This is a genomic window from Streptomyces mangrovisoli (assembly GCF_000974985.2).
GTDB classification, from domain to species: domain Bacteria; phylum Actinomycetota; class Actinomycetes; order Streptomycetales; family Streptomycetaceae; genus Streptomyces; species Streptomyces mangrovisoli.
Window position 1 is genome coordinate 44,515 of record NZ_LAVA02000073.1, and the last position, 25,762, is coordinate 70,276.

The 25,762-nt window shown below is 72.4% G+C and carries 17 protein-coding genes; 13 read left to right on the top strand and 4 right to left on the bottom strand.

Going from position 1 to position 25,762, the window contains the following annotated elements:
- Positions 1-12 precede the first annotated feature (12 nt).
- From WN71_RS27645 to hflX, 3 genes are all read left to right on the top strand, one after another.
- Positions 13-2,376, top strand: coding sequence for a RelA/SpoT family protein (locus tag WN71_RS27645; RefSeq protein WP_052743184.1), 2,364 nt, complete (start codon positions 13-15; stop codon positions 2,374-2,376).
- A 387-nt stretch (positions 2,377-2,763) separates the two neighbouring features.
- Positions 2,764-4,287, top strand: coding sequence for a M1 family metallopeptidase (locus tag WN71_RS27650; protein WP_046591619.1), 1,524 nt, complete (start codon positions 2,764-2,766; stop codon positions 4,285-4,287).
- Between the two features lie 205 nt (positions 4,288-4,492).
- Positions 4,493-5,986 (top strand): GTPase HflX, encoded by a 1,494-nt coding sequence (gene hflX, locus WN71_RS27655; protein ID WP_046591620.1) that lies wholly within the window; start codon positions 4,493-4,495, stop codon positions 5,984-5,986.
- A 96-nt stretch (positions 5,987-6,082) separates the two neighbouring features.
- Here the strand turns inward: hflX and WN71_RS27660 are convergent, their stop codons facing one another.
- Positions 6,083-7,306, bottom strand: coding sequence for a trypsin-like serine peptidase (locus WN71_RS27660; RefSeq protein WP_046591621.1), 1,224 nt, complete (start codon positions 7,304-7,306; stop codon positions 6,083-6,085).
- Between the two features lie 349 nt (positions 7,307-7,655).
- On the opposite strand from WN71_RS27660, the gene WN71_RS27665 reads away from it, so the two are divergent.
- The 4 genes from WN71_RS27665 to WN71_RS27680 all read left to right on the top strand — a co-directional run bounded on the left by WN71_RS27665 (position 7,656) and on the right by WN71_RS27680 (position 14,471).
- Positions 7,656-9,290, top strand: a complete 1,635-nt coding sequence (locus WN71_RS27665) for a diaminobutyrate--2-oxoglutarate transaminase family protein (protein WP_079178157.1) — start codon at positions 7,656-7,658, stop codon at positions 9,288-9,290.
- 259 nt (positions 9,291-9,549) lie between these two features.
- Entirely contained in the window at positions 9,550-11,403 is a 1,854-nt protein-coding gene (locus tag WN71_RS27670; protein ID WP_046591646.1) for an IucA/IucC family protein, read from the top strand.
- 37 nt (positions 11,404-11,440) lie between these two features.
- Positions 11,441-12,235 (top strand): GNAT family N-acetyltransferase, encoded by a 795-nt coding sequence (locus WN71_RS27675; RefSeq protein ID WP_046591622.1) that lies wholly within the window; start codon positions 11,441-11,443, stop codon positions 12,233-12,235.
- A gap of 226 nt (positions 12,236-12,461) precedes the next feature.
- Entirely contained in the window at positions 12,462-14,471 is a 2,010-nt protein-coding gene (locus WN71_RS27680; RefSeq protein ID WP_046591623.1) for an ATP-dependent DNA helicase, read from the top strand.
- Between the two features lie 112 nt (positions 14,472-14,583).
- Here the strand turns inward: WN71_RS27680 and lexA are convergent, their stop codons facing one another.
- Entirely contained in the window at positions 14,584-15,363 is a 780-nt protein-coding gene (gene lexA, locus WN71_RS27685; RefSeq protein ID WP_046591624.1) for a transcriptional repressor LexA, read from the bottom strand.
- An 807-nt stretch (positions 15,364-16,170) separates the two neighbouring features.
- Between lexA and nrdR the strand changes: the two genes are divergently transcribed.
- From nrdR to WN71_RS27700, 3 genes are all read left to right on the top strand, one after another.
- On the top strand, positions 16,171-16,719 hold the full coding sequence (nrdR, locus tag WN71_RS27690; RefSeq protein WP_046591647.1) for a transcriptional regulator NrdR: 549 nt from the start codon (positions 16,171-16,173) through the stop codon (positions 16,717-16,719).
- Between the two features lie 167 nt (positions 16,720-16,886).
- Positions 16,887-19,784: a vitamin B12-dependent ribonucleotide reductase gene (locus WN71_RS27695; protein WP_046591625.1), complete on the top strand. Its 2,898-nt coding sequence runs from the start codon at positions 16,887-16,889 to the stop codon at positions 19,782-19,784.
- Between the two features lie 127 nt (positions 19,785-19,911).
- Positions 19,912-20,694, top strand: a complete 783-nt coding sequence (locus tag WN71_RS27700) for a DUF2785 domain-containing protein (RefSeq protein ID WP_046591626.1) — start codon at positions 19,912-19,914, stop codon at positions 20,692-20,694.
- A gap of 134 nt (positions 20,695-20,828) precedes the next feature.
- Here the strand turns inward: WN71_RS27700 and WN71_RS27705 are convergent, their stop codons facing one another.
- Positions 20,829-21,365 carry a TerD family protein gene (locus WN71_RS27705; RefSeq protein WP_046591627.1) on the bottom strand — a complete coding sequence of 179 codons (537 nt, stop codon included), beginning with the start codon at positions 21,363-21,365 and terminating at the stop codon, positions 20,829-20,831.
- Between the two features lie 144 nt (positions 21,366-21,509).
- On the opposite strand from WN71_RS27705, the gene WN71_RS27710 reads away from it, so the two are divergent.
- From WN71_RS27710 to WN71_RS27720, 3 genes are all read left to right on the top strand, one after another.
- Positions 21,510-22,115 carry a YdbC family protein gene (locus WN71_RS27710; protein ID WP_046591628.1) on the top strand — a complete coding sequence of 202 codons (606 nt, stop codon included), beginning with the start codon at positions 21,510-21,512 and terminating at the stop codon, positions 22,113-22,115.
- A 281-nt stretch (positions 22,116-22,396) separates the two neighbouring features.
- Positions 22,397-23,056 carry a histidine phosphatase family protein gene (locus tag WN71_RS27715; protein ID WP_046591629.1) on the top strand — a complete coding sequence of 220 codons (660 nt, stop codon included), beginning with the start codon at positions 22,397-22,399 and terminating at the stop codon, positions 23,054-23,056.
- A 69-nt stretch (positions 23,057-23,125) separates the two neighbouring features.
- Positions 23,126-24,037: an ADP-ribosylglycohydrolase family protein gene (locus WN71_RS27720; RefSeq protein ID WP_046591630.1), complete on the top strand. Its 912-nt coding sequence runs from the start codon at positions 23,126-23,128 to the stop codon at positions 24,035-24,037.
- A gap of 121 nt (positions 24,038-24,158) precedes the next feature.
- On the opposite strand, the gene WN71_RS27725 is transcribed toward WN71_RS27720, so the two are convergent.
- Complete coding sequence (locus WN71_RS27725) at positions 24,159-25,706, bottom strand: MFS transporter (RefSeq protein WP_079178159.1); 1,548 nt, start codon at positions 25,704-25,706, stop codon at positions 24,159-24,161.
- Between the last annotated feature and the right edge of the window lie 56 nt (positions 25,707-25,762).

A 25,762-nucleotide genomic window follows, 5' to 3' on the forward strand; every position in this document is an offset into this window, starting at 1 on the left:
CGGAGGTGCCCCATGAGTGCGGAGGCCACGAACCCTGCGACGCCTGCCCCGGTCGCGCCCGCCCCCGAGCGTTCCGCCCCGCTCGATCCGGAAGCGCCCCCGTCGCCCCGCAGGAAGCCCCGCCCGCGCATCGACCTGCGCCGGCTGAGCCGCGTGGCCCTGCTCGGCCCCGTCTCCCGCGACCGGCTGCCGGACGCCATCGGCCATGTCGCCGAGGCCCACCGCGCCCACCACCCCGACGCCGACCTCGAACCGCTGCGCCGCGCCTACCTGTTGGCCGAGTCCTCGCACCGCGGCCAGATGCGCAAGAGCGGCGAGCCCTACATCACCCACCCCCTCGCGGTCACCCTGATCCTCGCCGAACTCGGCGCCGAGACCACGACCCTGACGGCCTCTCTGCTGCACGACACCGTCGAGGACACCGACGTGACCCTCGATCAGGTGCGCCGCGAGTTCGGCGAGGAGGTCTGCTACCTCGTCGACGGCGTCACCAAGCTGGAGAAGGTCGACTACGGCGCCGCGGCCGAGCCCGAGACGTTCCGCAAGATGCTCGTCGCCACCGGCAACGACGTCCGCGTGATGTCGATCAAACTCGCCGACCGGCTGCACAACATGCGCACCCTCGGCGTGATGCGCCCCGAGAAACAGGCCCGCATCGCCAAGGTCACCCGGGACGTCCTCATCCCGCTCGCCGAACGGCTCGGCGTGCAGGCCCTGAAGACCGATCTGGAGGACCTGGTCTTCGCCATCCTCCACCCCGAGGAGTACGCGCACACCCGCGAGCTGATCGTCGACAACGCGGCCCGCACGGACGACCCGCTCGCCGAGATCGCCGACGAGGTGCGCACGGTGCTGCGCGACGCCGACATCCCGGCCGAAGTCCTCATCCGGCCACGGCACTTCGTCTCCGTGCACCGGGTGGGCCGCAAGCGCGGCCGGCTGCGCGGCTGCGACTTCGGGCGGCTGCTGGTCCTGGTCAACGAGGACGCCGACTGCTACGCCGTCCTCGGCGAGCTGCACACCTGCATGACGCCCGTCGTCTCGGAGTTCAAGGACTTCATCGCGGTCCCCAAGTTCAACCTGTACCAGTCGCTGCACACCGCGGTCGCGCGCGGCGACGGCCAGGTCGCCGAGGTGCTCATCCGCACCCACCGGATGCACCGGGTCGCCGAGGCGGGCGTGATCGCCCTCGGCAACCCGTACACGGCGCCCGCGGACGAGCCGCCGGGCCCCGCTTCCGCCGCCGGACAGGCCGCCTCCGGCGCCCGGCCGTCGGCCCCCGGCGAGCCGCTCTCGGGCGACGGCGAGCGCGCCGACCCCACCCGTCCCGGCTGGCTGTCCCGGCTGCTGGAGTGGCAGCGGGCCGCGCCCGACCCCGACACCTTCTGGTCCACCCTCCGCGAGGACCTCGCCCAGGACCGCGAGATCACCGTCTTCCGGCCCGACGGCCGCAGCCTGGGCCTGCCCGAGGGCGCGAGCTGCGTCGACGCCGCCTACGCGCAGTACGGCGAGGACGCCCACGCGTGTATCGGCGCCCGCGTCAACGGGCGGCTCGCGACCCTCAGCACGGTGCTGCGCGACGGCGACAGCGTCCAGCTCCTCATGGGCCAGGACCCCGCCTCCGAACCCTCCCGGGAGTGGCTGGACCACGCCCACACCCCGGCCGCCCGCATCGCCATCCAGCGCTGGCTCGCGGCCCACCCGGCGGGCGCCGGGGAGAGCGGCGAGGAGGGCGAGGAGAGGTCGCGTACCGAGGAGGGGGCGCGTGCGGAGGCAGGGGCGCGCACTGAGGGAGGGGCGCGTGCGGAGGCAGGGGCGCGGGCCGCGGACCTGGCCGGCGTCGGCCCCGGCGCGCCCGCCCGGGAGATCCCCGCCGCGAACGGCTCCGCCGCCGGTCCCGCATCCCGGCCCGTGCACCCCGCCCCGGCGTCCGCCGTGGTGGACCGGCCCGGTGCCTCCGTACGGCTGGCCGGCTGCTGCACCCCCGTGCCGCCGGACGAGATCACCGGGTTCCCGGTGCGCGGCGGCGTGGTCACCGTGCACCGCGTCGAGTGCCCGACCGTGGCGCGCATGACCGGGGTGGGGCGCCCGGAGGTCGAAGTGCGCTGGGGCGACATCACCGAGTGCCGGGTCACCCTGGTCGCCGAATCGTTCGGCCGCCCGCATCTGCTGGCCGATCTCACCGAGGCGATCGCCCTGGAGGGCGTCGCGATCGTCTCGGCCACCGTCGAACCGCCGAGCCAGCAGCGCGTCCGCCACACCTACACCCTGCAACTGCCCGACGCGGCGCATCTCCAGTCCCTCATGCGCGCCATGCGCGACGTGCCCGGCGTGTACGACGTGAGCCGTGCCCAGCCGCAGCCGACGAGCCCCTGAGACCCGCGGGCCGGAGTGGAGGACCCACTCGCACGCCCCCGCGTGAAGCGATCATCGAGCGCCCCGCGCGCACCCCTGTGTCCCCGCGCCCGCGCGCGATCCGCACGCCGGGCCCGCGCGCACGGCGAGCCCACGCGCCCCATCCACGCGCCCCCGCTCACGCGCCCCACACCCACGCGCCCCACACCCACCCAGGCCCCACCCACGCGCACACCCGGCCCACGTGCATCGGGCCCCCGCGCGCGCCACTCGCACACATCCCGCCCCCCGCGCGCACCGCGTGCGCGCCCGGCGTGCATGGCCCGATGGGCGCCCCCATGCCCCCGTTCGAGTGGGAACGTCGCGCGTCGGCACCACGGGGTACGGGCGCGCTGATAGCGGTGACCCATGCCGCTCACACCGCGCACCGGCGCCCACCAGCCCCGTCTCCGTACGACCCGCCCCCACCCGCGCCCGCGCGGGCGTCGTCTGGCGGCCGGTCTCGTCGCCTCCGCCGCCGCCCTGTGCCTGCTCGGCGCGAGCGCGCCCCCGGCCCCGCTCGGCATCGGCGACCGCCTCTTCCCGCACCTCGGCAACCCGGGCTACGACGTGGCGTCGTACCACCTCGACTTCACCTACACGGGCAGCAACAGCAAGCCGCTCCAGGCCGTCACCACCATCCGCGCGGTGACCACGAGCGACCTGGACCGGCTGAATCTCGACTTCGCGCACGGGACCGTGCAGTCCGTCGACGTCGACGGACGCCCCGCCGCGTTCACGCGCGCGGGGGAAGACCTGGTGGTCACGCCGGAGACGCCGCTGTCCGCCGGTACCTGGACGCGGATCACCGTGCGGCACACCAGCGACCCCGTGCCCGCCGAACACCAGGACGGCGGCTGGGTGCGCACGGTGGACGGGCTCGCCATGGCCGACCAGGCCGACGCCGCGCACCTGGTGTACCCGTGCAACGACCACCCGTCGGACAAGGCGATGTTCACCATCCGGGTGACCGCGCCCGACGCCTACACCGTCGTCGCCAACGGGCTCCCCGTCGCCAGGGAACGGGCGGCCGGGAACACGACCTGGACCTACCGCGTCGAGCACCCCATGGCCACCGAGCTGACCCAGGTCTCCATCGGCAGGTCCGCCGTGCTGCACCGCACGGGGCCGCACGGCCTGCCCATCCGCGACGTCGTACCGGCGAAGGACCGCAAGGCGCTCGAACCCTGGCTGGCCAAGACGCCGGACCAGATCGCGTGGCTGGAGAGCAAGGTCGGCCGCTTCCCCTTCGAGACCTACGGCGTCCTCATGGCGCAGGCGTCCACCGGCTTCGAACTCGAGACGCAGACGCTCTCGCTCTTCGAGAAGGACCTGTTCACCGAGCCCGCGTACCCCAAGTGGTACATCGAGTCGATCATGGTGCACGAGCTGTCCCACCAGTGGTTCGGCGACAGCGTCAGCCCGCGCAGCTGGTCGGACGTGTGGCTCAACGAGGGACACGCCACCTGGTACGAGGAGCTGTACGCACAAGAGAAGGCGAAGCGGCCCATGGAGAAGCGGATGAAGGCCGCCTACAGCGCCTCCGACGCCTGGCGCGCCGCCGGCGGCCCCCCGGCCGCGCCCAAGCTCCCCACCCCCGGCCAGAAGATCAGCATCTTCCGCCCCAGCGTCTACGACGGCGCCGCGCTCGTCCTCTACGCGCTCCGCCAGGAGATCGGCACGCACGCCTTCGAACGCCTGGAGCGGCTCTGGGTCGCCGACCACGAGGACGGAACGGCGAGCACGGCCGACTTCGAGCAGCTCGCCTCGGACCTCACCGGACGCGACCTGAGCGGGTTCTTCAAGGCGTGGCTCTACGGCGCGAAGACCCCTCCGATGCCCGGCCACCCGGACTGGAAGACGGCGCCGGCGCCGAAGCGGCCGACCCGCTGACGGCGGGAGCGGGGCCTGTCGCAGGGAGCCGGTTCCGCCCCTGGATAACACGGTGACGTGGCGGGCCGTGCCGTGCGACCATCGTGGGGTCGGCGCGGCACGGTACGCCGGGAATCTCCCGGGGCACTCGCGCGTTGTACAGGTCGGCCGGTGAACCTCCGGTCCCGGACCCGCCGGACGGCATCCTCATCGACGTAAGGACCCAATGACCTCCTCTTCTTCCTCTTCCCAGGCGAGCCAGCGCCTCGCGCAGTCCTACCGCGACGGTCTCAAGGCCGATGCCCTGATGGAAGAGGACGTCGCCTGGAGCCACGAGATCGACGGAGAGCGCGACGGCGACCAGTTCGACCGCTCCGAGCGCGCGGCCCTGCGCCGCGTCGCCGGCCTGTCCACCGAGCTCGAGGACGTCACCGAGGTCGAGTACCGTCAGCTCCGCCTGGAGCGCGTGGTGCTCGTCGGCGTCTGGACCACCGGGACCGCTCAGGACGCGGACAACTCCCTCGCGGAGCTCGCCGCCCTCGCGGAGACCGCGGGCGCGCTGGTCCTCGACGGCGTCATCCAGCGCCGCGACAAGCCGGACGCCGCCACCTACATCGGCTCCGGCAAGGCGCTGGAGCTGCGCGACATCGTCGTCGAGAGCGGCGCGGACACCGTCGTCTGCGACGGTGAGCTGAGCCCCGGCCAGCTGATCCACCTCGAGGACGTCGTCAAGGTCAAGGTCATCGACCGTACGGCCCTGATCCTCGACATCTTCGCCCAGCACGCGAAGTCCCGAGAGGGCAAGGCGCAGGTCGCGCTCGCGCAGATGCAGTACATGCTGCCGAGGCTGCGCGGCTGGGGTCAGTCGATGTCCCGGCAGATGGGCGGCGGCAAGGGCGGCGGCCTCGCCACCCGTGGCCCCGGTGAGACCAAGATCGAGACGGACCGGCGCCGGATCCGCGAGAAGATGGCGAAGATGCGCCGGGAGATCGCGGAGATGAAGACCGGCCGCGAGATCAAGCGCCAGGAGCGCAAGCGCCACAAGGTGCCCTCGGTCGCCATCGCCGGATACACCAACGCCGGCAAGTCCTCCCTGCTCAACCGTCTCACCGGCGCGGGCGTCCTGGTCGAGAACGCGCTGTTCGCGACCCTGGACCCGACCGTGCGCCGGGCCGAGACCCCGAGCGGCCGGCTGTACACGCTGGCGGACACCGTCGGCTTCGTCCGGCATCTGCCGCACCACCTGGTCGAGGCGTTCCGCTCCACCATGGAGGAGGTCGGCGACTCCGACCTGATCCTGCACGTGGTGGACGGCTCGCACCCGACCCCGGAGGAGCAGCTGCTCGCCGTGCGCGAGGTGATCCGCGACGTCGGCGCCACCGAGGTGCCGGAGATCGTGGTGATCAACAAGGCGGACGCGGCCGATCCGCTCGTGCTCCAGCGGCTCATGCGGAACGAGAAGCGCTCGATCGCCGTCTCCGCCCGCACGGGGCTCGGCATCGACGAGCTGCTCGCGCTCATCGACAACGAGCTGCCGCGGCCGTCGGTCGAGATCGAGGCGCTGGTGCCGTACACCCACGGCAAGCTGGTCGCGCGCGCCCACACCGAGGGCGAGGTGATCTCCGAGGAGCACACCGCGGAGGGCACCCTGCTGAAGGTCCGGGTCCACGCCGAGCTGGCCGCGGACCTCGCGCCGTACGTCCCGGCCCCGGCGCTCTGAGCCCGGGAGACCCGGAGCGGACCGCACCCCGCTCGAACGCGCAGGCCCTCCTCCCGCTCGACGCGGGAGGAGGGCCTGCGCGTGTACGCCGTGCGGCTACTGCCCGGCGAACTTCTTGCTGACCGAGTCGTAGACGCCCTTGGCCACGTCACCCAGACGCGGGCCCGCGAGCCACCCCGAGGTCACCGGGCCGATCGAGGTGTTGGACACCAGCTCCGGCTTGCCGTCCGCGCCGGTCTCCGTCCAGCCGCCGCCCGAGGAGCCGCCGGTCATGGTGCAGCCGATGCGGTACATCGTCGGGTCGCCCGTGTTCAGCGACAGCCGCCCCGGCTTGTCCTGGCACTGGTACAGCTTCTGCCCGTCGTACGGCGGCGCCGCCGGGTAGCCCTTCGCGGTGATGCTCTGCACCTTCGGCACCGCCGGGGCGTCGAAGTTCACCTTCAGCGCCGAACCGACCGTCTCCTCCAGGGACTTGCCGCTGCCGCCCTGCTCCGGGGTGACATGGATGACGGCGTAGTCGTACGAGGCACCGGCGCCGCCGGTCTCGCCGCCCTGCTGGATCCACTGCTGCGAGGTCTGCGCCCAGTCCGCCCACCACACGCCGTACGGCGCGACCTGGTCCCGGGTGGCACCCTGCAACTGGTCCGACGACGCGGCCGCGTTGTTGTACGACGGCACGAAGGCGATGTTGCGGTACCAGCCGCCGTCCTTGCCCGCGTGCACGCAGTGACCGGCCGTCCAGATGAGGTTGGACTTGCCCGGATGCGCCGGGTCCTCCACGACCGTCGCCGAGCAGACCATCGTGCCCTGCGGGGAGTCGAAGAACACCTTCCCCGAGGTCGCGGCGTTCTGGTGGTACGGCGCCGCTACGGTCTGCGCCCGCACCGGGGCCGGCGTCGGGTCGGTCACGCCCTGGTCACCGGCGATGTCGTTGGCGACGGCCTTGTCCGGGTCGTCGGCCTTGCGCATCCGGTCCGTGTTCCACAGGCCCTTGATGATCGGGTTGACGAAGTCGTTCGCCTCGCGCAGCCAGTCGTCCTTGTCCCAGTTCTTCCAGGCGCCGTGCTTCCACTTGTCCAGATCGATCCCGTGTTCCTTGAGCTTGTTCTTGATGTCGTCGGGGATCTGGATCTTGCCGTCGCCGGAGGACGCGGAGGCGGAGGCGGACGCCTGACCGTCCGCCTTGGTGTCGTTCGACTGGCACGCGGTGGTGGTCAGCGCCAGCGCGGAGGCGAGGGCGACGGCCGCCAGCACGGGGGAGGTTCGGCGGGAGGCACTCCTCCCGCGCCGAGCGGCGGTGGACGGCCGTATGGATCGCATGGTCTTGATTCCCCCTGCTGTGAAGACGGTTGTGAGAGCGGCGCCGGAAGTCCCGGTGTTCCTGACGGCCTTGGCGCCGCCACGGGTCCCGGAACGGCATCACACACTATGTGCTCGCTGTGGGGGACTGCCGACGGAACGGCAACGGTTCCGTCACGGCAAGGATCTTGGTGCGACCCGTAACCCCGTGCGCCGTGCGGTGTTGGTAGCGGTGGGGGGTCCGCTGTCCGTGCCTGGACCCGGTGCCCGAGGGACACGGGGCGCCGACTCGACCGACGACGCGAGACGGCGTTCCGCCCGGGCCCGCGAGACATCGACTCGCCCGCAGCGGAAGGGAGAACAGGAAGCCGTGGCCGTGACCGAGCCGGTGGGAACAGTGCAGGCGGAGGCGGAGGCCGCCGTGGCAGGAGCGGCGCGGGGCGCGCACGAGGGGATCCTGCGACGGCAGTCGGCGCGCGAATCGGCGGCCCGCACCTATGCGCGCGCCCTGCCGATCGTCCCCGTGCGGGCCCGCGGTCTCACCATCGAAGGCGCCGACGGCCGCCGTTACCTCGACTGCCTCTCCGGCGCCGGGACGCTCGCCCTCGGCCACAACCACCCGGTCGTCCTGGAGGCGATCCGCGGGGTCCTCGACTCCGGCGCCCCGCTGCACGTCCTCGACCTCGCGACCCCCGTCAAGGACGCCTTCACCACCGAGCTGTTCCGCACCCTGCCCGCCGGTCTCGCCGCCCACGCGCGCGTCCAGTTCTGCGGGCCGGCCGGCACCGACGCGGTCGAGGCCGCGCTCAAACTCGTCCGCGCCGCCACCGGCCGCAGCGGCGTCCTCGCCTTCACCGGGGCCTACCACGGCATGACCGCGGGGGCGCTCGAAGCCTCGGGCGGGGCGAGCGAGGTACGGGTCGCGCGGCTGCCGTACCCGCAGGACTACCGCTGCCCGTTCGGCGTCGGCGGCCCGCGCGGCGCCGAACTCGCCGCCCGCTGGACGGAATCGCTCCTCGACGACCCCAAGTCCGGCGTCCCGCAGCCCGCCGGGATGATCCTCGAACCCGTCCAGGGCGAGGGCGGCGTCCTGCCCGCGCCGGACGCCTGGCTGCGCCGTATGCGGCAGATCACCGCGGCCCGTTCGATCCCGTTGATCGCCGACGAGGTCCAGACCGGCGTCGGGCGCACGGGCGCGTTCTGGGCGGTCGAGCACAGCGGGGTGACCCCCGACGTGATGGTCGTGTCCAAGGCCATCGGCGGCAGCCTCCCGCTCGCCGTGGTCGTCTACCACGAGGACCTCGACGTCTGGCAACCCGGCGCCCACGCGGGCACGTTCCGCGGCAACCAGCTCGCCATGGCGGCGGGGACGGCCACGCTGGCGTACGTCCGCGAGCACCGGCTCGCCGAGCGGGCGGCGGACCTGGGCGCGCGGATGCTGCGCCGACTCCGGTCCGATCTGGCCCAGTTCGCGTGCGTGGGGGAGGTGCGGGGGCGGGGGCTGATGCTGGGGGTGGAGTTCGTGTCGGGGGCGGACTTCGGGGCGGATTCGGTGGCGGACCCGGTGATGTACGAGGGGGCTGCGCTCGGCTTGGGCACGGGTGCGGGCGTGGACGTGGACGTGGACGTGGACGTGGCTGGGCTGGGTCTGAGGGCCGCCGGGAGCGTCCTGGGTTTCGGGGCGGGCGGAATGGTGCCCGGCTTCGAGCTGGACAGGGTGGCGCCCGGTTCCGCGGCGGAGGCCGCCGACGCGTGGTCCCAGCGGCCGCCCCGGCCCGCCGCCCCCGAAACCGCCGCCGCCGTCCAGCGTGCCTGCCTGCGCCGCGGCCTGATCGTCGAACTCGGCGGCCGCCACGCAAGCGTCGTACGGCTGCTGCCGCCGCTGACCATCAGCGACGAACAGACCGCGGCCGTACTGGACCGGCTCACCGACGCGGTGGCGGAGGTGGCCCGGGAGCGACCGGCAACCGGCCGGTCCGCCGCCGTACCCGCTCGACCGAACTGATCACCGACTAGGACCACCCTTGAACGACAGCCCTGCCACCCCGCGGAGCGACAGCGCCCTCCCGCGGACCGAGACGGTTCCCCCGCAGCGTGAGCGGGAGCCGGAGCGAGAGCCCGCGCGTGAACGCACGGCGGTGCCGGACGCGCGGACCGCGGACGGCGTGCGAGCCGCGGACGGATCGCGGATCGCGGACGGCGTGCGAGCCGCGGACGGATCGCGGACCGCCGACGGCGTGCGGCCGTCCGGCTTTCTGGATCCGATGCACGTCCTGGATCTCCTGGACCATCCGGACCCGCGTGTCGCCGCCGAGGCCGCGGCCGTGGAGAGCCTGCTGCGCTGCTGGGTGCGGGAGACCGGCCGCACCGCGCCCGTCGACGGCATCCTGCGGGTACCGCTGCCCGCCAGCCGGACCGCCCTGCTGGTGCCGGTGCGGTACTGGTCCCCGACGGGCTGTCACCGCTTCGGCGCGCCCCGCCTCGCCGAGGGCGCGCCGCCCGCCGACGCGGTGACGGTCGCGGCGCTGTTGGCCCGCGAGACCCCGGGCCGGCCGGCCGGGGCCGATCCGGGCGGCGAGGCCACGGATCTCGTCGGGCGGGTGGCCGACTCGGTCCGGCGTACGGCCGCGTTCCTGCGCGAGCGGCGGCGGGAGCCGGGGGAGTGGTTCGACGAAACCGAGGGGGACGGCCTTCGGTGCGACGGTGCCGTGGCGGCCGGGGGCCGTCCCACCGTCCCCGGTGCCGTCCCGGCAGCCGCCGCCCCGGACGCCCGCTCCGACCGCTTCCTCGCCGCCGAGCAGGCCCTCGTGTTCGGGCATCCCTTCCACCCCACCCCCAAGAGCCGCGAGGGTCTCTCGGAGGCCGAGACGGCGCGGTACTCGCCCGAGACGCGCGGCTCCTTCCCGCTGCACTGGCTGGCCGTCGCCCCCTCCGTCCTGGCCGCCGACTCCGCCTGGACCGAGCGTGGCCGGCCGGTGCCCGCCGAGCTGCTCACCGCCCGGTTCGCCGGCGCCGGGCTGCCGCTCCCCGACGGCTGGGCGGCGCTGCCGCTGCACCCGTGGCAGGCCCGCGAGATCCACCACCGCCCCGCGATCGGGGCGCTGTTCGACGCCGGACTGCTGCGCGACCTCGGTGCGTTCGGCGAGGCCTGGCACCCCACCTCCTCGGTGCGCACTGTTTACCGCCCTGGCGGGCCCGCCATGCTGAAGCTGTCGCTGGGCCTGCGCATCACCAACTCCCGCCGCGAGAACCTGCGCAAGGAACTCCACCGGGGCGTCGAGGTGCACCGGCTGCTGCGGGCCGGTCTGGCCGAGGAGTGGCGGGCCGCGCACCCGGACTTCGACATCGTCCGCGACCCCGCCTGGCTCGGCGTCGACGACCGGTCGGGCACACCCGTTCCCGGTCTCGACGTGATGATCCGGCACCACCCCTTCGCGCCCGCCGACGACGTGAGCTGCGTCGCCGGACTCGTCGCGCCGCGGCCCCTGTCCGGCGGCACGACGGGCTCCCGGCTCGCGCGGGTCGTCACGCGGCTCGCCGGCCGGACCGGCCGCCCGCGAGGCGCGGTCGCCGCCGAGTGGTTCCTGCGCTACCTCGAACACGTCGTGCGCCCCGTGCTGTGGCTGGACGGGGAGGCGGGCATCGCGCTGGAGGCGCACCAGCAGAACACCCTGCTCCTGCTCGACGCCGACGGCTGGCCCGCGGGCGGCCGCTACCGCGACAACCAGGGCTACTACTTCCGCACCTCCCGCCGCGACGAACTCGACGCCCGGCTGTCCGGGATCGGCGAGCGCAGCGACACCTTCGTCTCCGACGAGGTCACCGACGAGCGGTTCGCCTACTACCTGGGCGTCAACAACGTCCTCGGCCTGATCGGCGCGTTCGGGTCGCAGCGGCTGGCCGACGAACGCCTGCTGCTCGCGGCCTTCCGCCGCTTCCTGACCGAGGCCGCGTCCGGCCCGGCCCGGATGCGGTCCCCGCTGCCCGCGCGGCTGCTCGACACACCCGTCCTGCGCTGCAAGGCCAACCTGCTGACCCGGCTGCACGGCCTCGACGAGCTCGTCGGCCCGGTCGACACCCAGTCCGTCTACGTCACCGTCGCCAACCCGCTGCATTGAGGACCTTGCCCCACCCCGCCTTCTGAGAGGAGCGCGCGTGCCGCCCATCGACGCCGGTGCCGCCACCGTCGAGCCGGACCCCTCCGGGCCCGGAGGCACCAGCGAGGACACGCTGGAACTGCGCCTGCCCGGCGCGCCCGGCCGCGGCGGCCGACGCGCCTCCCGCGACCGCGTCCGGCACGCCGACGCCGACACCTACGCCGACGCCGACACCGACACTTACACCGGCGGCGCGCTCCGCTCCGCCCGCGCGGCCGAACATCTGGACGGCGTCGCCGGCTGGGGCCCGGTCGCGACGCCCGTCGGCGCCTTCCAGCTGGTGCCCGTGGTGCCGCACCGCGATCTCCCGCTCGTGGCCCGCTGGATGAACGACCCCGCGGTGGCGGAGTTCTGGGAGCTGGCGGGCCCCCCGTCGCGGACCGCCGCGCACCTGGAGGCCCAGCTGGACGGCGACGGCCGCAGCGTCCCCTGCCTGGGGCTGCTCGACGGCGCCCCGATGAGCTACTGGGAGGTCTACCGGGCCGATCTCGACCCGTTGGCCCGCCACTACCCGGCCCGGCGCCACGACACCGGCCTCCACCTCCTTCTCGGTGGGGCCGAGGACCGGGGCCGGGGGCTGGGCTCCGCGCTGCTGCGGGCCGTCGCCGACCTGGTGCTGGACCGCCGCCCGGCCTGCAGCCGGGTCGTCGCGGAGCCCGACCTGCGCAACGTCCCCTCCGTCGCGGCCTTCCTGACCGGAGGGTTCCGCTTCGCCGCCGAGATCGAGATCGACTTGCCCCCGCGCAGGGCCGCCCTCATGATCCGCGACCGCGCCCTGCGTGATGTGCTGTGAACAGGCGCCTTTGTCGCCGGGAACCACCGGCCACGTGCCCGGACAACGGCGCCACGTGCCGTGAGAACACTGCCGCACACCCCGAGAGCACGGTCGCGCGCCCCGAGAACACCGGCGCGGGCCCCGAGAACGCCGCCGCGCGCCCCCGTGGAAGGCGCCCCCGCGCTCCCGTGGACGGGGGCGTGATCACCCGGATGTCAGTGCCGCGCCGTAGGGTGGTCGGGCTATGACGAAGCCCTCACTCCCCGAACTCCTGCACGCCGCCGTCACCGCCGTCGGCGGTACGGAGCGCCCCGGCCAGGTGACCATGGCCGAAGCCGTCGCGGAGGCGATCGACGGCGATGCACATCTGCTCGTCCAGGCCGGCACTGGCACCGGCAAGTCGCTCGGCTATCTCGTGCCGGCGCTCGCGCACGGGGAGAGGGTGGTCGTCGCGACCGCGACGCTCGCCCTCCAGCGCCAGCTGGTGGAGCGCGACCTGCCGCGCACGGTGGACGCCCTGCACCCGCTGCTGCGGCGCCGCCCGGAGTTCGCGATGCTCAAGGGCAGATCGAACTACCTGTGCCTGCACCGTCTCCACGAGGGCGTTCCACAGGACGAGGAGGAGGGTCTCTTCGACCAGTTCGAGGCCGCCGCGCCCACCAGCAAGCTGGGCCAGGACCTGCTGCGGCTGCGGGACTGGTCGGACGAGACCGAGAGCGGCGACCGCGACGACCTCACGCCGGGCGTCTCCGACCGGGCCTGGGCGCAGGTGTCGGTGTCGTCCCGCGAGTGCCTGGGCGCGACGAAGTGCGCGTACGGCGCCGAGTGCTTCGCCGAGATGGCCCGCGAGCGCGCCAAGCTCGCGGAGGTCGTCGTCACCAACCACGCGCTGCTCGCGATCGACGCGATCGAAGGCGCCCCCGTCCTCCCGCAGCACGAGGTGCTGATCGTCGACGAGGCGCACGAGCTGGTGTCCCGGGTCACCGGTGTGGCCACCGGCGAGCTCACGCCTGGCCAGGTCAACCGGGCCGTGCGGCGCGCGGCGAAGCTGGTGAACGAGAAGGCCGCCGACCAGCTCCAGACCGCCGCGGAAGGCTTCGAGCGGCTGATGGAGCTGGCCCTGCCGGGCCGTCTCGAGGAGATCCCCGAGGACCTCGGCTACGCGCTCGCGGCGCTGCGCGACGCGGCCCGCACGGTGATCTCCGGGATCGGCGCGACCCGTGACAAGTCCGTGCAGGACGAGGACGCGGTGCGCAAGCAGGCCCTCGCCTCCGTCGAGACGGTGCACGACGTGGCGGAGCGGATCGTGAACGGCTCCGAGTGGGACGTCGTCTGGTACGAGCGCCACGACCGGTTCGGGGCGTCCCTGCGGGTCGCGCCGATGTCGGTGTCCGGGCTGCTGCGCGAGAAGCTCTTCACGGACCGCTCCGTCGTCCTCACCTCGGCGACGCTGAAGCTGGGCGGCGACTTCAACGGCGTCGGCGCGTCCCTCGGCCTGGCACCGGAGGGCACGGAGGGCGAGGACACCCCGCAGTGGAAGGGCGTCGACGTCGGCTCCCCCTTCGACTACCGCAAGCAGGGCATCCTCTACGTCGCCAAACACCTTGCCCGGCCGGCCAGGGACGGGGACCGGGGCGACATGCTGGACGAGCTGACGGAGCTGATCCAGGCCGCCGGCGGTCGCACGCTGGGGCTGTTCTCGTCGATGCGGGCCGCACAGCTCGCCGCCGAGGAGCTGCGCACGCGCATCCCCGAGTTCCCGATCCTGCTCCAGGGCGAGGAGACCCTCGGTGAGCTGATCAAGAACTTCGCCGCCGACCCGCGGACGTGTCTGTTCGGCACGTTGTCGCTGTGGCAGGGCGTCGACGTGCCCGGCCCCAGCTGCCAGCTGGTCGTCATGGACAAGATCCCCTTCCCGCGCCCCGACGACCCGCTGATGAGCGCCCGCCAGAAGGACGTCGAGGACAAGGGCGGCAACGGGTTCATGGCTGTCGCGGCCACCCATGCGGCGCTGCTCATGGCCCAGGGCGCGGGCCGCCTCGTCCGGGCGACGGGGGACCGCGGCGTGGTCGCCGTACTGGATCAGCGGCTGGCCACCGCCCGGTACGGCAGCTATCTGAAGGCCTCGCTGCCCGACTTCTGGTACACGACGGACCGCAACCAGGTCCGCCGCTCGCTGGCGGCGATCGACGCGACGGCGAAGCAGAAGGAGTCCGAGACGCGGCAGGAGTCGGAGAAGGCGGAGCCCGAGTAGTCGGTGCAGGCGCAGGGCCCCCTGGGCACGTGCAGGGCCCCGGAACCGGCGCAGGGGTTCCGGGGCCCGGTCAAGGGGGGCGGGAGAGGTGTGCCCGCCCGGTGGCGCCGCGTCAGACGCGGCGCAGGACGGCCACCACCTTGCCGAGGATGGTGGCCTCGTCACCCGGGATCGGCTCGTAGGCCGAGTTGTGGGGGAGCAGCCAGACATGGCCGTCCTCGCGCTTGAAGCGCTTGACGGTGGCCTCGCCCTCCAGCATGGCGGCCACGATGTCGCCGTTCTCGGCGACGGGCTGACGGCGGACCGTGACCCAGTCGCCGTCGCAGATCGCGGCCTCGATCATCGAGTCGCCGACGACCTTCAGCACGAACAGCTCACCGTCACCGACGAGCTGCCGGGGCAGCGGGAACACGTCCTCGACGGACTCCTCGGCGAGGATCGGGCCACCGGCGGCGATCCGGCCGACGAGCGGGACGTACGACGCGGCCGGCTTGCCCGCGGTGTCCGTGGGCTGCACCGACACGGACTGGTCGGAACCGCGCACCTCGTAGGCGCGGGGCCTGTGCGGGTCGCGGCGCAGGAAGCCCTTGCGTTCGAGAGCCATCAGCTGGTGCGCGACGGACGAGGTGCTGGAGAGGCCGACGGCCTGTCCGATCTCCCGCATCGACGGCGGGTAGCCGCGCCGCTGGACGGAGTCGCGGATCACCTCGATCACCCGGCGTTGCCGGTCGGTGAGTCCCGAGCTGTCCGCCCTGATGCCTGGAGGTCGGCCTGGCAGGGAGCGCTTGTGCGTCTCGGGGTTGGCGGCTTCGTTCATCGCATGCACCGGCTCGAGTCGGCCCTGGGGGCGGTCCTGGGCAGTGATGATGGCACTGTCTGCGGTGGTGGTCACGTCGGCCCCTCTCGATGGTCTCCCTGCTGCACAACGGTAGTTGCTTTCGAAAGGTTGCGCCAAACACACGTTCGAGTGAAAAAACGTGGATCCGCTGACTTGATCACGGCTCCGGGTGTAGGGCTTCGTCATATTTGGCGGGAGGGCAAAACAGCCCATTGCTGTACGCTTCCCCGCCGGGGCGATGACCTCGGGGATCGCCCTCAGTCTGCCATCCGGCGCACCGCCGGCCGGGTGTCGGTGCGGTTCTGCGCGGGAGTCTCACGGCTCCCCCGTGCGGCGCCCACGCTATCCCCGTATGTGGCGTGTGACATTGCGCGTGCACTCGCGTGTTCGGCGTGTCGCGGGCCACCGCGACCCCCTCGCGTCGCGCGTGCGCGCGGGGCGACGCGTGTGCCCGCGGGCGTAGCGGCCCGCCGCTCGCGGCCGCCCGGGACGGCGTGTGTCCGATCTCGCGTGGCGCCCGTCCGGCACCCTCGCGCGCGTCGGCAAAGCCTCGCGTGGCGGTCGCAAACGGGATGGCCGGCGGCGCGGTGCGGGGGCCCGGATCCGGGCCCCGGATCCGCCCGGACCCCGGTCTCCGCAGGTCCCGAGGGGCCTCGCGGCCCGCGACACGCGGTGTCGCCTCGCCGTATGAACCAATCCCCACATCTAGTGGTTGGATGGCTACAGCAGCCCACAAGTTGTGTTTTTGCTGGACCCCCTGGGTCTCCGCGGTCCCTCGGATCGCCTATGCTTGAGGCTGCTTCGAGGGACCCGAGAGGTCCGGCGAGGCCATTGAGTCTGCTGTGAGGAGGGATGGAGCCCATGCACTGCCCCTTCTGCAGGCACCCCGACAGCCGCGTGGTCGACAGCCGTACGACCGACGACGGCACATCGATCCGCAGGCGCCGCCAGTGCCCCGACTGCTCCCGTCGTTTCACGACCGTGGAGACGTGCTCGCTCATGGTGGTCAAGCGGTCCGGGGTCACCGAACCGTTCAGCCGTACCAAGGTCATCAATGGCGTGCGCAAGGCATGTCAGGGACGGCCTGTCACCGAGGACGCACTCGCCCTGCTCGGCCAGCGGGTCGAAGAGGCCGTGCGGGCCACCGGGAGCGCCGAGCTGACCACCCACGACGTGGGCCTGGCCATACTCGGCCCGTTGCAGGAACTCGACCTGGTCGCCTATCTGCGCTTCGCCTCCGTCTACCGGGCGTTCGACTCGCTCGACGACTTCGAGGCGGCCGTCGCGGAGCTGCGACAGGCGACGCGGGACCCCGCCGCGGACGATGACGACGCGGGAGCGGGGAGCCGGGAGGACCACGGGCCCGGGAGGACCGCGCAGGTCCCCGAGCCCGTCCACGCCGCCGACTGACCAGCGGGCCGGAACCGGGCCGGTGGGCACCGGAGCCGGCCGGGCGGCGGCGGACGAGAAGACCTGTTGCGGGCGGCAGTTGAGGGTGCCCGCAGCACCAGACAGAACACCGTGCCACGGGAACAACGGGGCACTTCAGGGCGTTTTTGCCCGTACAGGGAGGCGGCATGACAGAGACGGCGAGCGGTCCGGCACGGAGTTCCCGGGCCAAGGGCCCGAAGGCGGCCAAGGGACTGCACATCGAGCGCATCCACACCACCCCCGGCGTGCACCCGTACGACGAGGTGGCCTGGGAGCGCCGTGACGTCGTCATGACCAACTGGCGCGACGGCTCGGTCAACTTCGAGCAGCGCGGCGTCGAGTTCCCCGACTTCTGGTCGGTGAACGCGGTCAACATCGTCACCAGCAAGTACTTCCGGGGTGCCGTCGGCACCCCGCAGCGCGAGACCGGCCTCCGTCAGCTGATCGACCGCATCGTGAAGACGTACCGGAAGGCCGGCGAGGACCACAAGTACTTCGCCTCGCCCGCCGACGCCGAGATCTTCGAGCACGAGCTCGCGTACGCCCTCCTGCACCAGATCTTCAGCTTCAACAGCCCCGTCTGGTTCAACGTCGGCACCCCGCAGCCGCAGCAGGTCTCCGCGTGCTTCATCCTGTCCGTCGACGACTCCATGGAGTCGATCCTCGACTGGTACAAGGAAGAGGGAATGATCTTCAAGGGCGGCTCCGGCGCCGGCCTGAACCTCTCCCGCATCCGCTCCTCCAAGGAGCTGCTCTCCTCGGGCGGCAACGCCTCCGGCCCGGTCTCCTTCATGCGCGGCGCCGACGCCTCCGCCGGCACCATCAAGTCCGGTGGCGCCACCCGCCGCGCGGCCAAGATGGTCATCCTCGACGTCGACCACCCCGACATCGAGAACTTCATCGAGACCAAGGTGAAGGAGGAGGAGAAGATCCGCGCCCTGCGCGACGCGGGCTTCGACATGGACCTGGGCGGCGACGACATCACGTCCGTCCAGTACCAGAACGCCAACAACTCGGTCCGCGTGAACGACGAGTTCATGAAGGCCGTCGAGCAGGGCGGGAAGTTCGGCCTCCGCGCGCGGATGACCGGCGAGGTCATCGAGGAGGTCGACGCCAAGTCCCTCTTCCGCAAGATGGCCGAGGCCGCCTGGGCGTGCGCCGACCCGGGCATCCAGTACGACGACACCATCAACCAGTGGCACACCTGCCCGGAGTCCGGCCGTATCAACGGCTCGAACCCGTGCAGCGAGTACATGCACCTGGACAACACGTCCTGCAACCTCGCGTCGCTGAACCTGATGAAGTTCCTCAAGGACGACGGCAAGGGCCACCAGTCCTTCGAGTCCGAGCGCTTCGCCAAGGTCGTCGAACTCGTCATCACCGCGATGGACATCTCCATCTGCTTCGCGGACTTCCCGACCGAGAAGATCGGCGAGAACACCCGCGCCTTCCGCCAGCTCGGCATCGGCTACGCCAACCTCGGCGCCCTGCTGATGGCGACCGGCCACGCCTACGACTCCGACGGCGGCCGCGCCCTCGCCGGTGCCATCACCTCCCTGATGACCGGCACCGCCTACAAGCGCTCCGCCGACCTCGCCGCGGTCGTCGGCCCGTACGACGGCTACGCCCGCAACGCCACCGCGCACAACCGCGTCATGAAGCAGCACGCCGACGCGAACACCGCGGCCGTGCGCGTGGACGACCTGGACACCCCGATCTGGGCCGCGGCCACCGAGGCCTGGCAGGACGTGCAGCGTCTCGGCGAGAAGAACGGTTTCCGTAACGCGCAGGCGTCCGTCATCGCGCCGACCGGCACCATCGGTCTCGCGATGTCCTGCGACACCACCGGCCTCGAGCCCGACCTCGCCCTGGTCAAGTTCAAGAAGCTGGTCGGCGGCGGCTCGATGCAGATCGTCAACGGCACCGTCCCGCAGGCCCTGCGCCGCCTGGGCTACCAGGAGGAGCAGATCGAGGCGATCGTCGCCCACATCGCCGAGCACGGCAATGTGATCGACGCCCCCGGCCTCAAGCCCGAGCACTACGAGGTGTTCGACTGCGCCATGGGCGAGCGCTCCATCTCCGCGATGGGCCACGTCCGCATGATGGCCGCGATCCAGCCCTGGATCTCCGGCGCCCTCTCCAAGACGGTCAACCTGCCGGAGACGGCGACCGTCGAGGACGTCGAGGAGGTCTACTTCGAGGCGTGGAAGATGGGCGTCAAGGCGCTCGCCATCTACCGCGACAACTGCAAGGTCGGCCAGCCCCTCTCCGCGAAGACCAAGGAGAAGGAGAAGGCCGAGGTGACCGCCAAGGCCGAGGACACCATCCGTACCGCGGTCGAGAAGGTCGTCGAGTACCGCCCGGTCCGCAAGCGCCTCCCGAAGGGACGTCCCGGCATCACCACGTCCTTCACCGTCGGCGGCGCCGAGGGCTACATGACCGCCAACTCCTACCCGGACGACGGTCTCGGCGAGGTCTTCCTGAAGATGTCCAAGCAGGGTTCCACCCTCGCCGGCATGATGGACGCCTTCTCCATCGCGGTCTCCGTCGGCCTCCAGTACGGCGTGCCGCTGGAGACGTACGTCTCGAAGTTCACCAACATGCGCTTCGAGCCGGCCGGCATGACGGACGACCCGGACGTGCGGATGGCGCAGTCGATCGTCGACTACATCTTCCGCCGCCTGGCGCTGGACTTCCTGCCCTTCGAGACGCGCTCCGCGCTCGGCATCCACTCCGCCGAGGAGCGTCAGCGCCACCTGGAGACGGGTTCGTACGAGCCCGCCGACGACGAGGTGGACGTCGAGGGCCTGGCCCAGTCCGCCCCGCGTGCCCAGGAGCTGAAGGCCGTCGCCACCCCGAAGGCCGAGATCGAGACCGTGGCGCCGCCCGCCCCCCGGCAGGCCCACACCAGCGCCGAACTGGTCGAGATGCAGCTCGGCATCCAGGCCGACGCCCCGCTCTGCTTCTCCTGCGGCACCAAGATGCAGCGCGCCGGCTCCTGCTACATCTGCGAGGGCTGCGGCTCCACGAGCGGCTGCAGCTGATCCGACGGCCTGAGGGCCACCGAGTGACCCGCGAGGCGGGGAGACCTTCACCGAGGTCTCCCCGCCTCGCGGCGCTTCCCGGGCCTTTTCCGTCCCGGGTGGCGGCCCGGCGTCGTAGCCTCCGGGCATGGTCATGACGCAGTGGCACGACGGTGGGATCGAGGAACAAGGCGGGGTGGACGTCGCGCTCGGGCGGCTCGTCGACGGTCTGCGGGCGGTTGATCCGCAGGTGCGGGACGACGGGGCGTATCTCGCCGCCGTGCGCTGGATACCGGGGATGCGGACGCAGGAGCGCTGCGAGCTGGGGGACCGGGTCGCGGGGCTGTTCGCGGACCCCGCCGTCCAGGCCCGTGCCTTCGCGCCCCTGGTCCTCGCGCGGATCGCCGACGCGGGGGACTGGCGGGACCCGTGGTGGCGGGCCTTCGCCGACTGGTACCCCGCGGAGACCGACCTGCGCGGCCACGATCCCGTACTGGGCTGGGTGCACGCCGTCGCGCACGGCGCCGACCTGCTGGCGGCGCTCGCCCGCCGGCCGGGCCAGGACCCCGTTCCGCTCGCCGAGTCGGCCGTCGCCCGCCTGCTCGCTCCCACGGACCATGTCCTCGACGCGCAGGAGGACGACCGGGTCGCCTACGCCCTCGCCCGCGTCCTGAGCCGCCCCGACCTCACCGAGGAGCAGTCCGTGCGCTGGCTGGAGCCCGTCGCGCGGGCCTTCGCCACGGGCGAGCCGGGACCCGTCCCGGCCTGGGCCTCCAACACCATGCGCACCCTGCGGATGCTCTACGTCGTCGCCGACCGCGGCCTGCGGACCCGCGGCACGGAGGAGCCCCTCCGGCACCTCACCCACCGCACGGCGGTCCTGGAGGCACTGGGGGAGACCCTCGCGATCGTCGCGCCCTGGTCGGGGTGAGCGTCCGCGCCGGGCGGTCGGGGCCCTCGGGCGGCGGGTCCGTCGGGCGTCAGGTCCGGAGGGCGGTCAGTACGGTCGGGCGGTCGGAACGGTTGGGCGGTCAGGTCCGGCGCGCGGCCAGGTCCGTCGGGCGGTCAGGTGAGGCGGGCGCGGCCCATCACCCGGGTGAAGAGTGCCGGATCGTCCTCGTAGCCGTACACGCCGGGGCGGAGGGCCCAGCCCCCGGAGCCGTCGCGGGCGAACTCCGCCACCGTCGCCGCCGTAGCGCCGAGGACCGCGCCGAAGTCGTCCTCGGCGAGCACGTTCCAGCCCTCCCGCACCCGCACCGCCGGATTGAGCACGCCGACGAACGTACGGTCGGCGTCCCGCTGCTGGATGACGACACCGACCACCACGCGCGTGTACCGCTCGTCGAGCCGGTCCAGTTCGAGCGTCATGACCTCGTCCCAGCCGAAGCCCTTGCCGTCCTTGCTGTCCCGGTTGAGGAAGATCGTGCCGTCGGGCGAACGGCTGTCGAAGTGCACCACATAGACCGGAGCCCCATACGGATCGGCCGATGTGTATGTTGCGGCCACGATGTCCAGATCGGTGGGCGGCTGTCCTGCCGGACTGGGGTCCCACTTCAGCGCCACCTCGACCTTGCGGATCCCCTTGCTGAGGCCGTCGACCACGTCTCCCCTTCCCCGTGCGCCTCGCGCCAACTGCCGGACGGTCAAAGGCTCTTCATCCATCGTGCCACGTCCACCGGGCCGTCCGCGGCACCGCATCCCGCCGGAGCGTGACGGAGGCCACGCGCCTGGCCGTACGATGGCGCGGTGCTGGTCAAGTGGATTCGCTGCACCGTGGTGGACCGCCGCGGTTTCGAGCGGGGGCAGCGGAAGTGGGCGGGGCTTCTGGGGGAGCCTGGGTTTCGCGGGCAGGGCGGGGGCTGGAGCCGCGGACGGCCCGGGGTGGCGCACGTCTTCGCCTTCTGGGAGAGCCGCGCCTTCTACGACTCCTTCATGGCGCGTTCCCACGACCGGCTCGCCGCCGCGCAGTCCGGCACGTTCAAGGACAGCCAGGTCAAGCTGTTCGAGTACCGCTTCGACGTGAAGACCGGCTTCGAGCCGCGCTTCACCGACAGCGACCTCATCCGTGTGGCGCTCTGCCGCATCCACGAGGAACGCGTCGAGCACTTCACCCTGATGCAGGAGAAGGTCTGGAACCCGGCGATGGCCGGCTCCCCGGGCATGATCCGCGGACTGTTCGCCGAGGCGCCGGGCCACGAGTTCATGGTCCTGTCGATGTGGCACTCGCTCTCCGAGCACGGCAAGTACCGCACCGAGCGGGTGGAACGGCTCGCGCTGCGCGCCCAGACGGAGGCGGACGTCGCGGCCCTCACAGGGGACATAGTCGAGCTGGAGCCGACCTGGACGGTGTGAGACCGGCTCCGGCTCCCCGGCGCCCAGGTACGTGCGGCCGGCGTCTGCCTCCGGAAGGAGCGCGGAGTACGGAGGCGCGCGGTCGTACCCGAGGTGCCCGGTCGTGCCCGCAGCGCCCGGTCGTGCCCGCGGCGCCTGGTCGTGCCCGAGGCGCCCGGTCGTATCCGAGGTGCGCGGTCTCCGCCTGTTACCGGGGGTTCAGGTGCAAGATTTGTGTGACCTGCACTGTATAAGGCCCGTACGAGTGCTCGATCGGGCCCGACCCGATCTAGGGTTTTGGCATGGCACGACCACGGCGCATCGTCCTTGTCCGGCACGGCGAGTCCACGGGCAACATTGACGACTCCGTGTACGAGCGCGAGCCCGACCACGCACTGGCACTGACCGACCGCGGCTGGCAGCAGGCCGAGGAGACCGGCAAGACCCTGCGCGAGTTGTTCGGCCAGGAACAGGTGAGCGTCTACGTCTCCCCCTACCGCCGCACCCACGAGACCCTCCGCGCCTTCCACCTCGACCCCGACCTGATACGCGTCCGCGAGGAACCCCGGCTGCGCGAGCAGGACTGGGGAAACTGGCAGGACCGCGACGACGTACGCCTCCAGAAGGCCTACCGCGACGCCTACGGCCACTTCTTCTACCGCTTCGCCCAGGGCGAGTCCGGCGCCGACGTCTACGACCGCGTCGGCAACTTCCTCGAGAGCCTCTTCCGCAGCTTCGAGGCCCCCGACCACCCGCCGAACGTGCTGCTCGTCACCCACGGCCTCGCCATGCGGCTGTTCTGCATGCGCTGGTTCCACTGGACGGTCGCCGACTTCGAATCGCTCCAGAACCCCGGGAACGCCGAGATGCGGATGCTCGTTCTCGGGGACGACGACCGCTACACGCTGAACAGGCCGTTTGAACGATGGTGTGATCCCGAGCCGTACGGAATTACCGGATAAGGGCGGAATTGCCGGATGACTTTCGGATCACCGGATAGCTTTCGGATCACCGGATAGAGTGGCAGGGCGATGACCGCACATTCCTCGTACGAAGGACGCCTGGAGCGCGCCCTGGCCAGCCTGCGCGGACTGGCGGTGGGGGACGCCCTCGGCTCGCAGTTCTTCGTCCCGGCGCACTATCCGCTGCTCAAGCGGCGCGAGCTGCCGCAGGGCCCCTGGCAGTGGACGGACGACACCGAGATGGCCTGCTCGGTGGTGGCCGTGCTCGCCGCCCACCACCGCATCGACCAGGACGCCCTGGCGCTGTCCTTCGCCCACCACCACGACTTCGACCGCGGGTACGGCCCCGCCGTGAACCGGCTGCTGCGGCTCGTGCGGGAGGGCGGCGACTGGCGAGAACTGTCCGCGGCCCTCTTCAACGGCCAGGGCTCCTGGGGCAACGGCGCCGCCATGCGCATCGCCCCCCTGGGCGCCTGGTACGCGGACGACCCCGAGCAGGCGACCCACCAGGCGGAGATCTCCGCCTACCCGACCCACCAGCACCGCGAGGCCGTCGTCGGGGCCATGGCCGTCGCCGCGGCCGCCGCGCTGGCCGCCGCGCCGGACGGCCCGCCCAAGCCCGGAGCCCTCCTCGACGGCGTGATCGCCCTCGTCCCGAGGAGCGCGGTCGGCCAGGGCCTGCGCCGCGCCAGAGACATGCTCGACTACGGCGACGCGGCCACCGTCGCCGCCGTCCTGGGCTGCGGCCGTCGTACGTCCGCCCACGACACCGTTCCGTTCGCCCTGTGGTCCGCCGCGCGGGCCCTCGGCGACTACGAGTCGGCGTTCTGGACGACCGCCCAGGTCGGCGGCGACGTGGACACCACCTGCGCCATCGTGGGCGGAGTCCTCGCGGGCGCGGAGACCGGCGCCCCGCCGCCCGAGTGGGACACGCGGACGGAGGAGCTGCCGGAGTGGGTCGCGGGGGCCGCCGGCCGGTAGGGGGCGGTTGCCGGGGTGCGGCGTGCGGGCCGCGGCCGGTGGGAGGCGGTCGCTCGCGTGTGGGGTGGGGGCCGCGGCCCCGTTCCGTCGCGCATCCCGTCCCCCGTCCCGGCCTCTGCGCTCAGCCCAGCCCGGCTCCCGCGGTGCCGCTCAGTGCCTCCAGGTCGCTGCGGCGCACCTTGATCACCAGCCAGGCGGTGGCGAGCGCCAGCACGGCCATCGCGGCGGCCGGGACGAACGCGGTCGCGATGCCGTGCGCGAGCACCTCGTGGCTCCAGGGCGCGGGCAGCTGATGCGTCTTGGCGAACGCGGCCTTCTGTTCCGCCGAACCCGTGGCGAGGAACTTCGGCAGCTGCTTGCGCGCCTCGTCGTCGGCGGCGGAGCCGAACACGGTGGTGAGGATGGACAGACCGAGCGAACCACCCACCTGCTGCGTGGCGTTGAGGAGCCCGGAAGCGGCCCCTGCCTCGTGCGGGGCGACGCCGGAGACGGCCGTGACCGTGACGGTGACGAAGTTCAGCCCCATGCCGAAGCCGAAGACCAACATCGGCCCGAGGACCCCGCCGACGTAGGAGCTGCCGGGGTCGATGAAGCTCTGCCAGGTCAGCCCGGCCACCACGAGCGCCGAGCCGGTCAGCATGAACGGCTTCGGGCCGAGCGTCGGCAGGAACCGCTGCGACAGACCCGCGCCGACGGCGATCGCCACCGTCACCGGCAGGAAGGCGAGCCCCGCCTTGATGGGGCTGTAGCCCAGCACGTTCTGCACGAACAGCACGATGTAGAAGAACATCCCGAACATCGCCGCGGCGAGGCTCAGCATGATCACGTACGTGCCGGAGCGGTTGCGGTCGGCGAACATCCTGAGCGGCGTGATCGGTTCCTTCGCCCGCATCTCGATGAACGCGAAGGCCAGCAGCAGCACGAGTGCGGCGCCGAAGGAGCCGAGGGTCAGCCCGTCGCGCCAGCCCTGTTCCGCGGCGCGGATGAAGCCGTACACCAGGGACGCCATGCCCAGCGTCGAGGTCATCGCCCCCGCGATGTCGAAGCGCCCGGGGTGCCGTTCGGACTCGTTGATGTACAGCGGGGTGAGGGCCGCGATCAGCACGCCGATCGGCACGTTGACGAAGAGCACCCAGCGCCAGTCGAGCCACTCGGTGAGCATCCCGCCGGCCAGGAGTCCGATCGCGCCGCCGCCCGCCGAGACCGCCGCGAAGACGCCGAACGCCCGGTTGCGTTCCGGGCCTTCGGGGAACGTGGTGGTGATGAGCGCCAGCGAGGTGGGCGACGCGATCGCCCCGCCCACGCCCTGGAGGGCGCGCGCCGCCAGCAACTGCCAGGGCTCCTGCGCGAGTCCGCCGAGCAGCGAGGCGAACGTGAAGAGCAGGATGCCGCTCATGAACACCCGGCGGCGGCCCAGGATGTCCCCCGCGCGGGCGCCGAGCAGCAGCAGGCCGCCGAAGGTGAGGGTGTAGGCGCTGACCACCCACGTGAGGTCGGTGGTGCTGAAACTGAGCGCGTCTTGAATGTGCGGCAGAGCGATGTTCACAATCGTCGCGTCGAGGACCACCATGAGTTGGCAGGCCGCGATGACGGTGAGCGCGATGCCGGGATGCCCCTCCCGGCGGGCCGCACCGGGTTTCTGGTTCCTGATCAGCTGAGAGGTTGTCACCTTGAGTCCCCCACAAGAGCGTTAGTGAACGGTCGCGTTCACTGCCGAGTCAACGG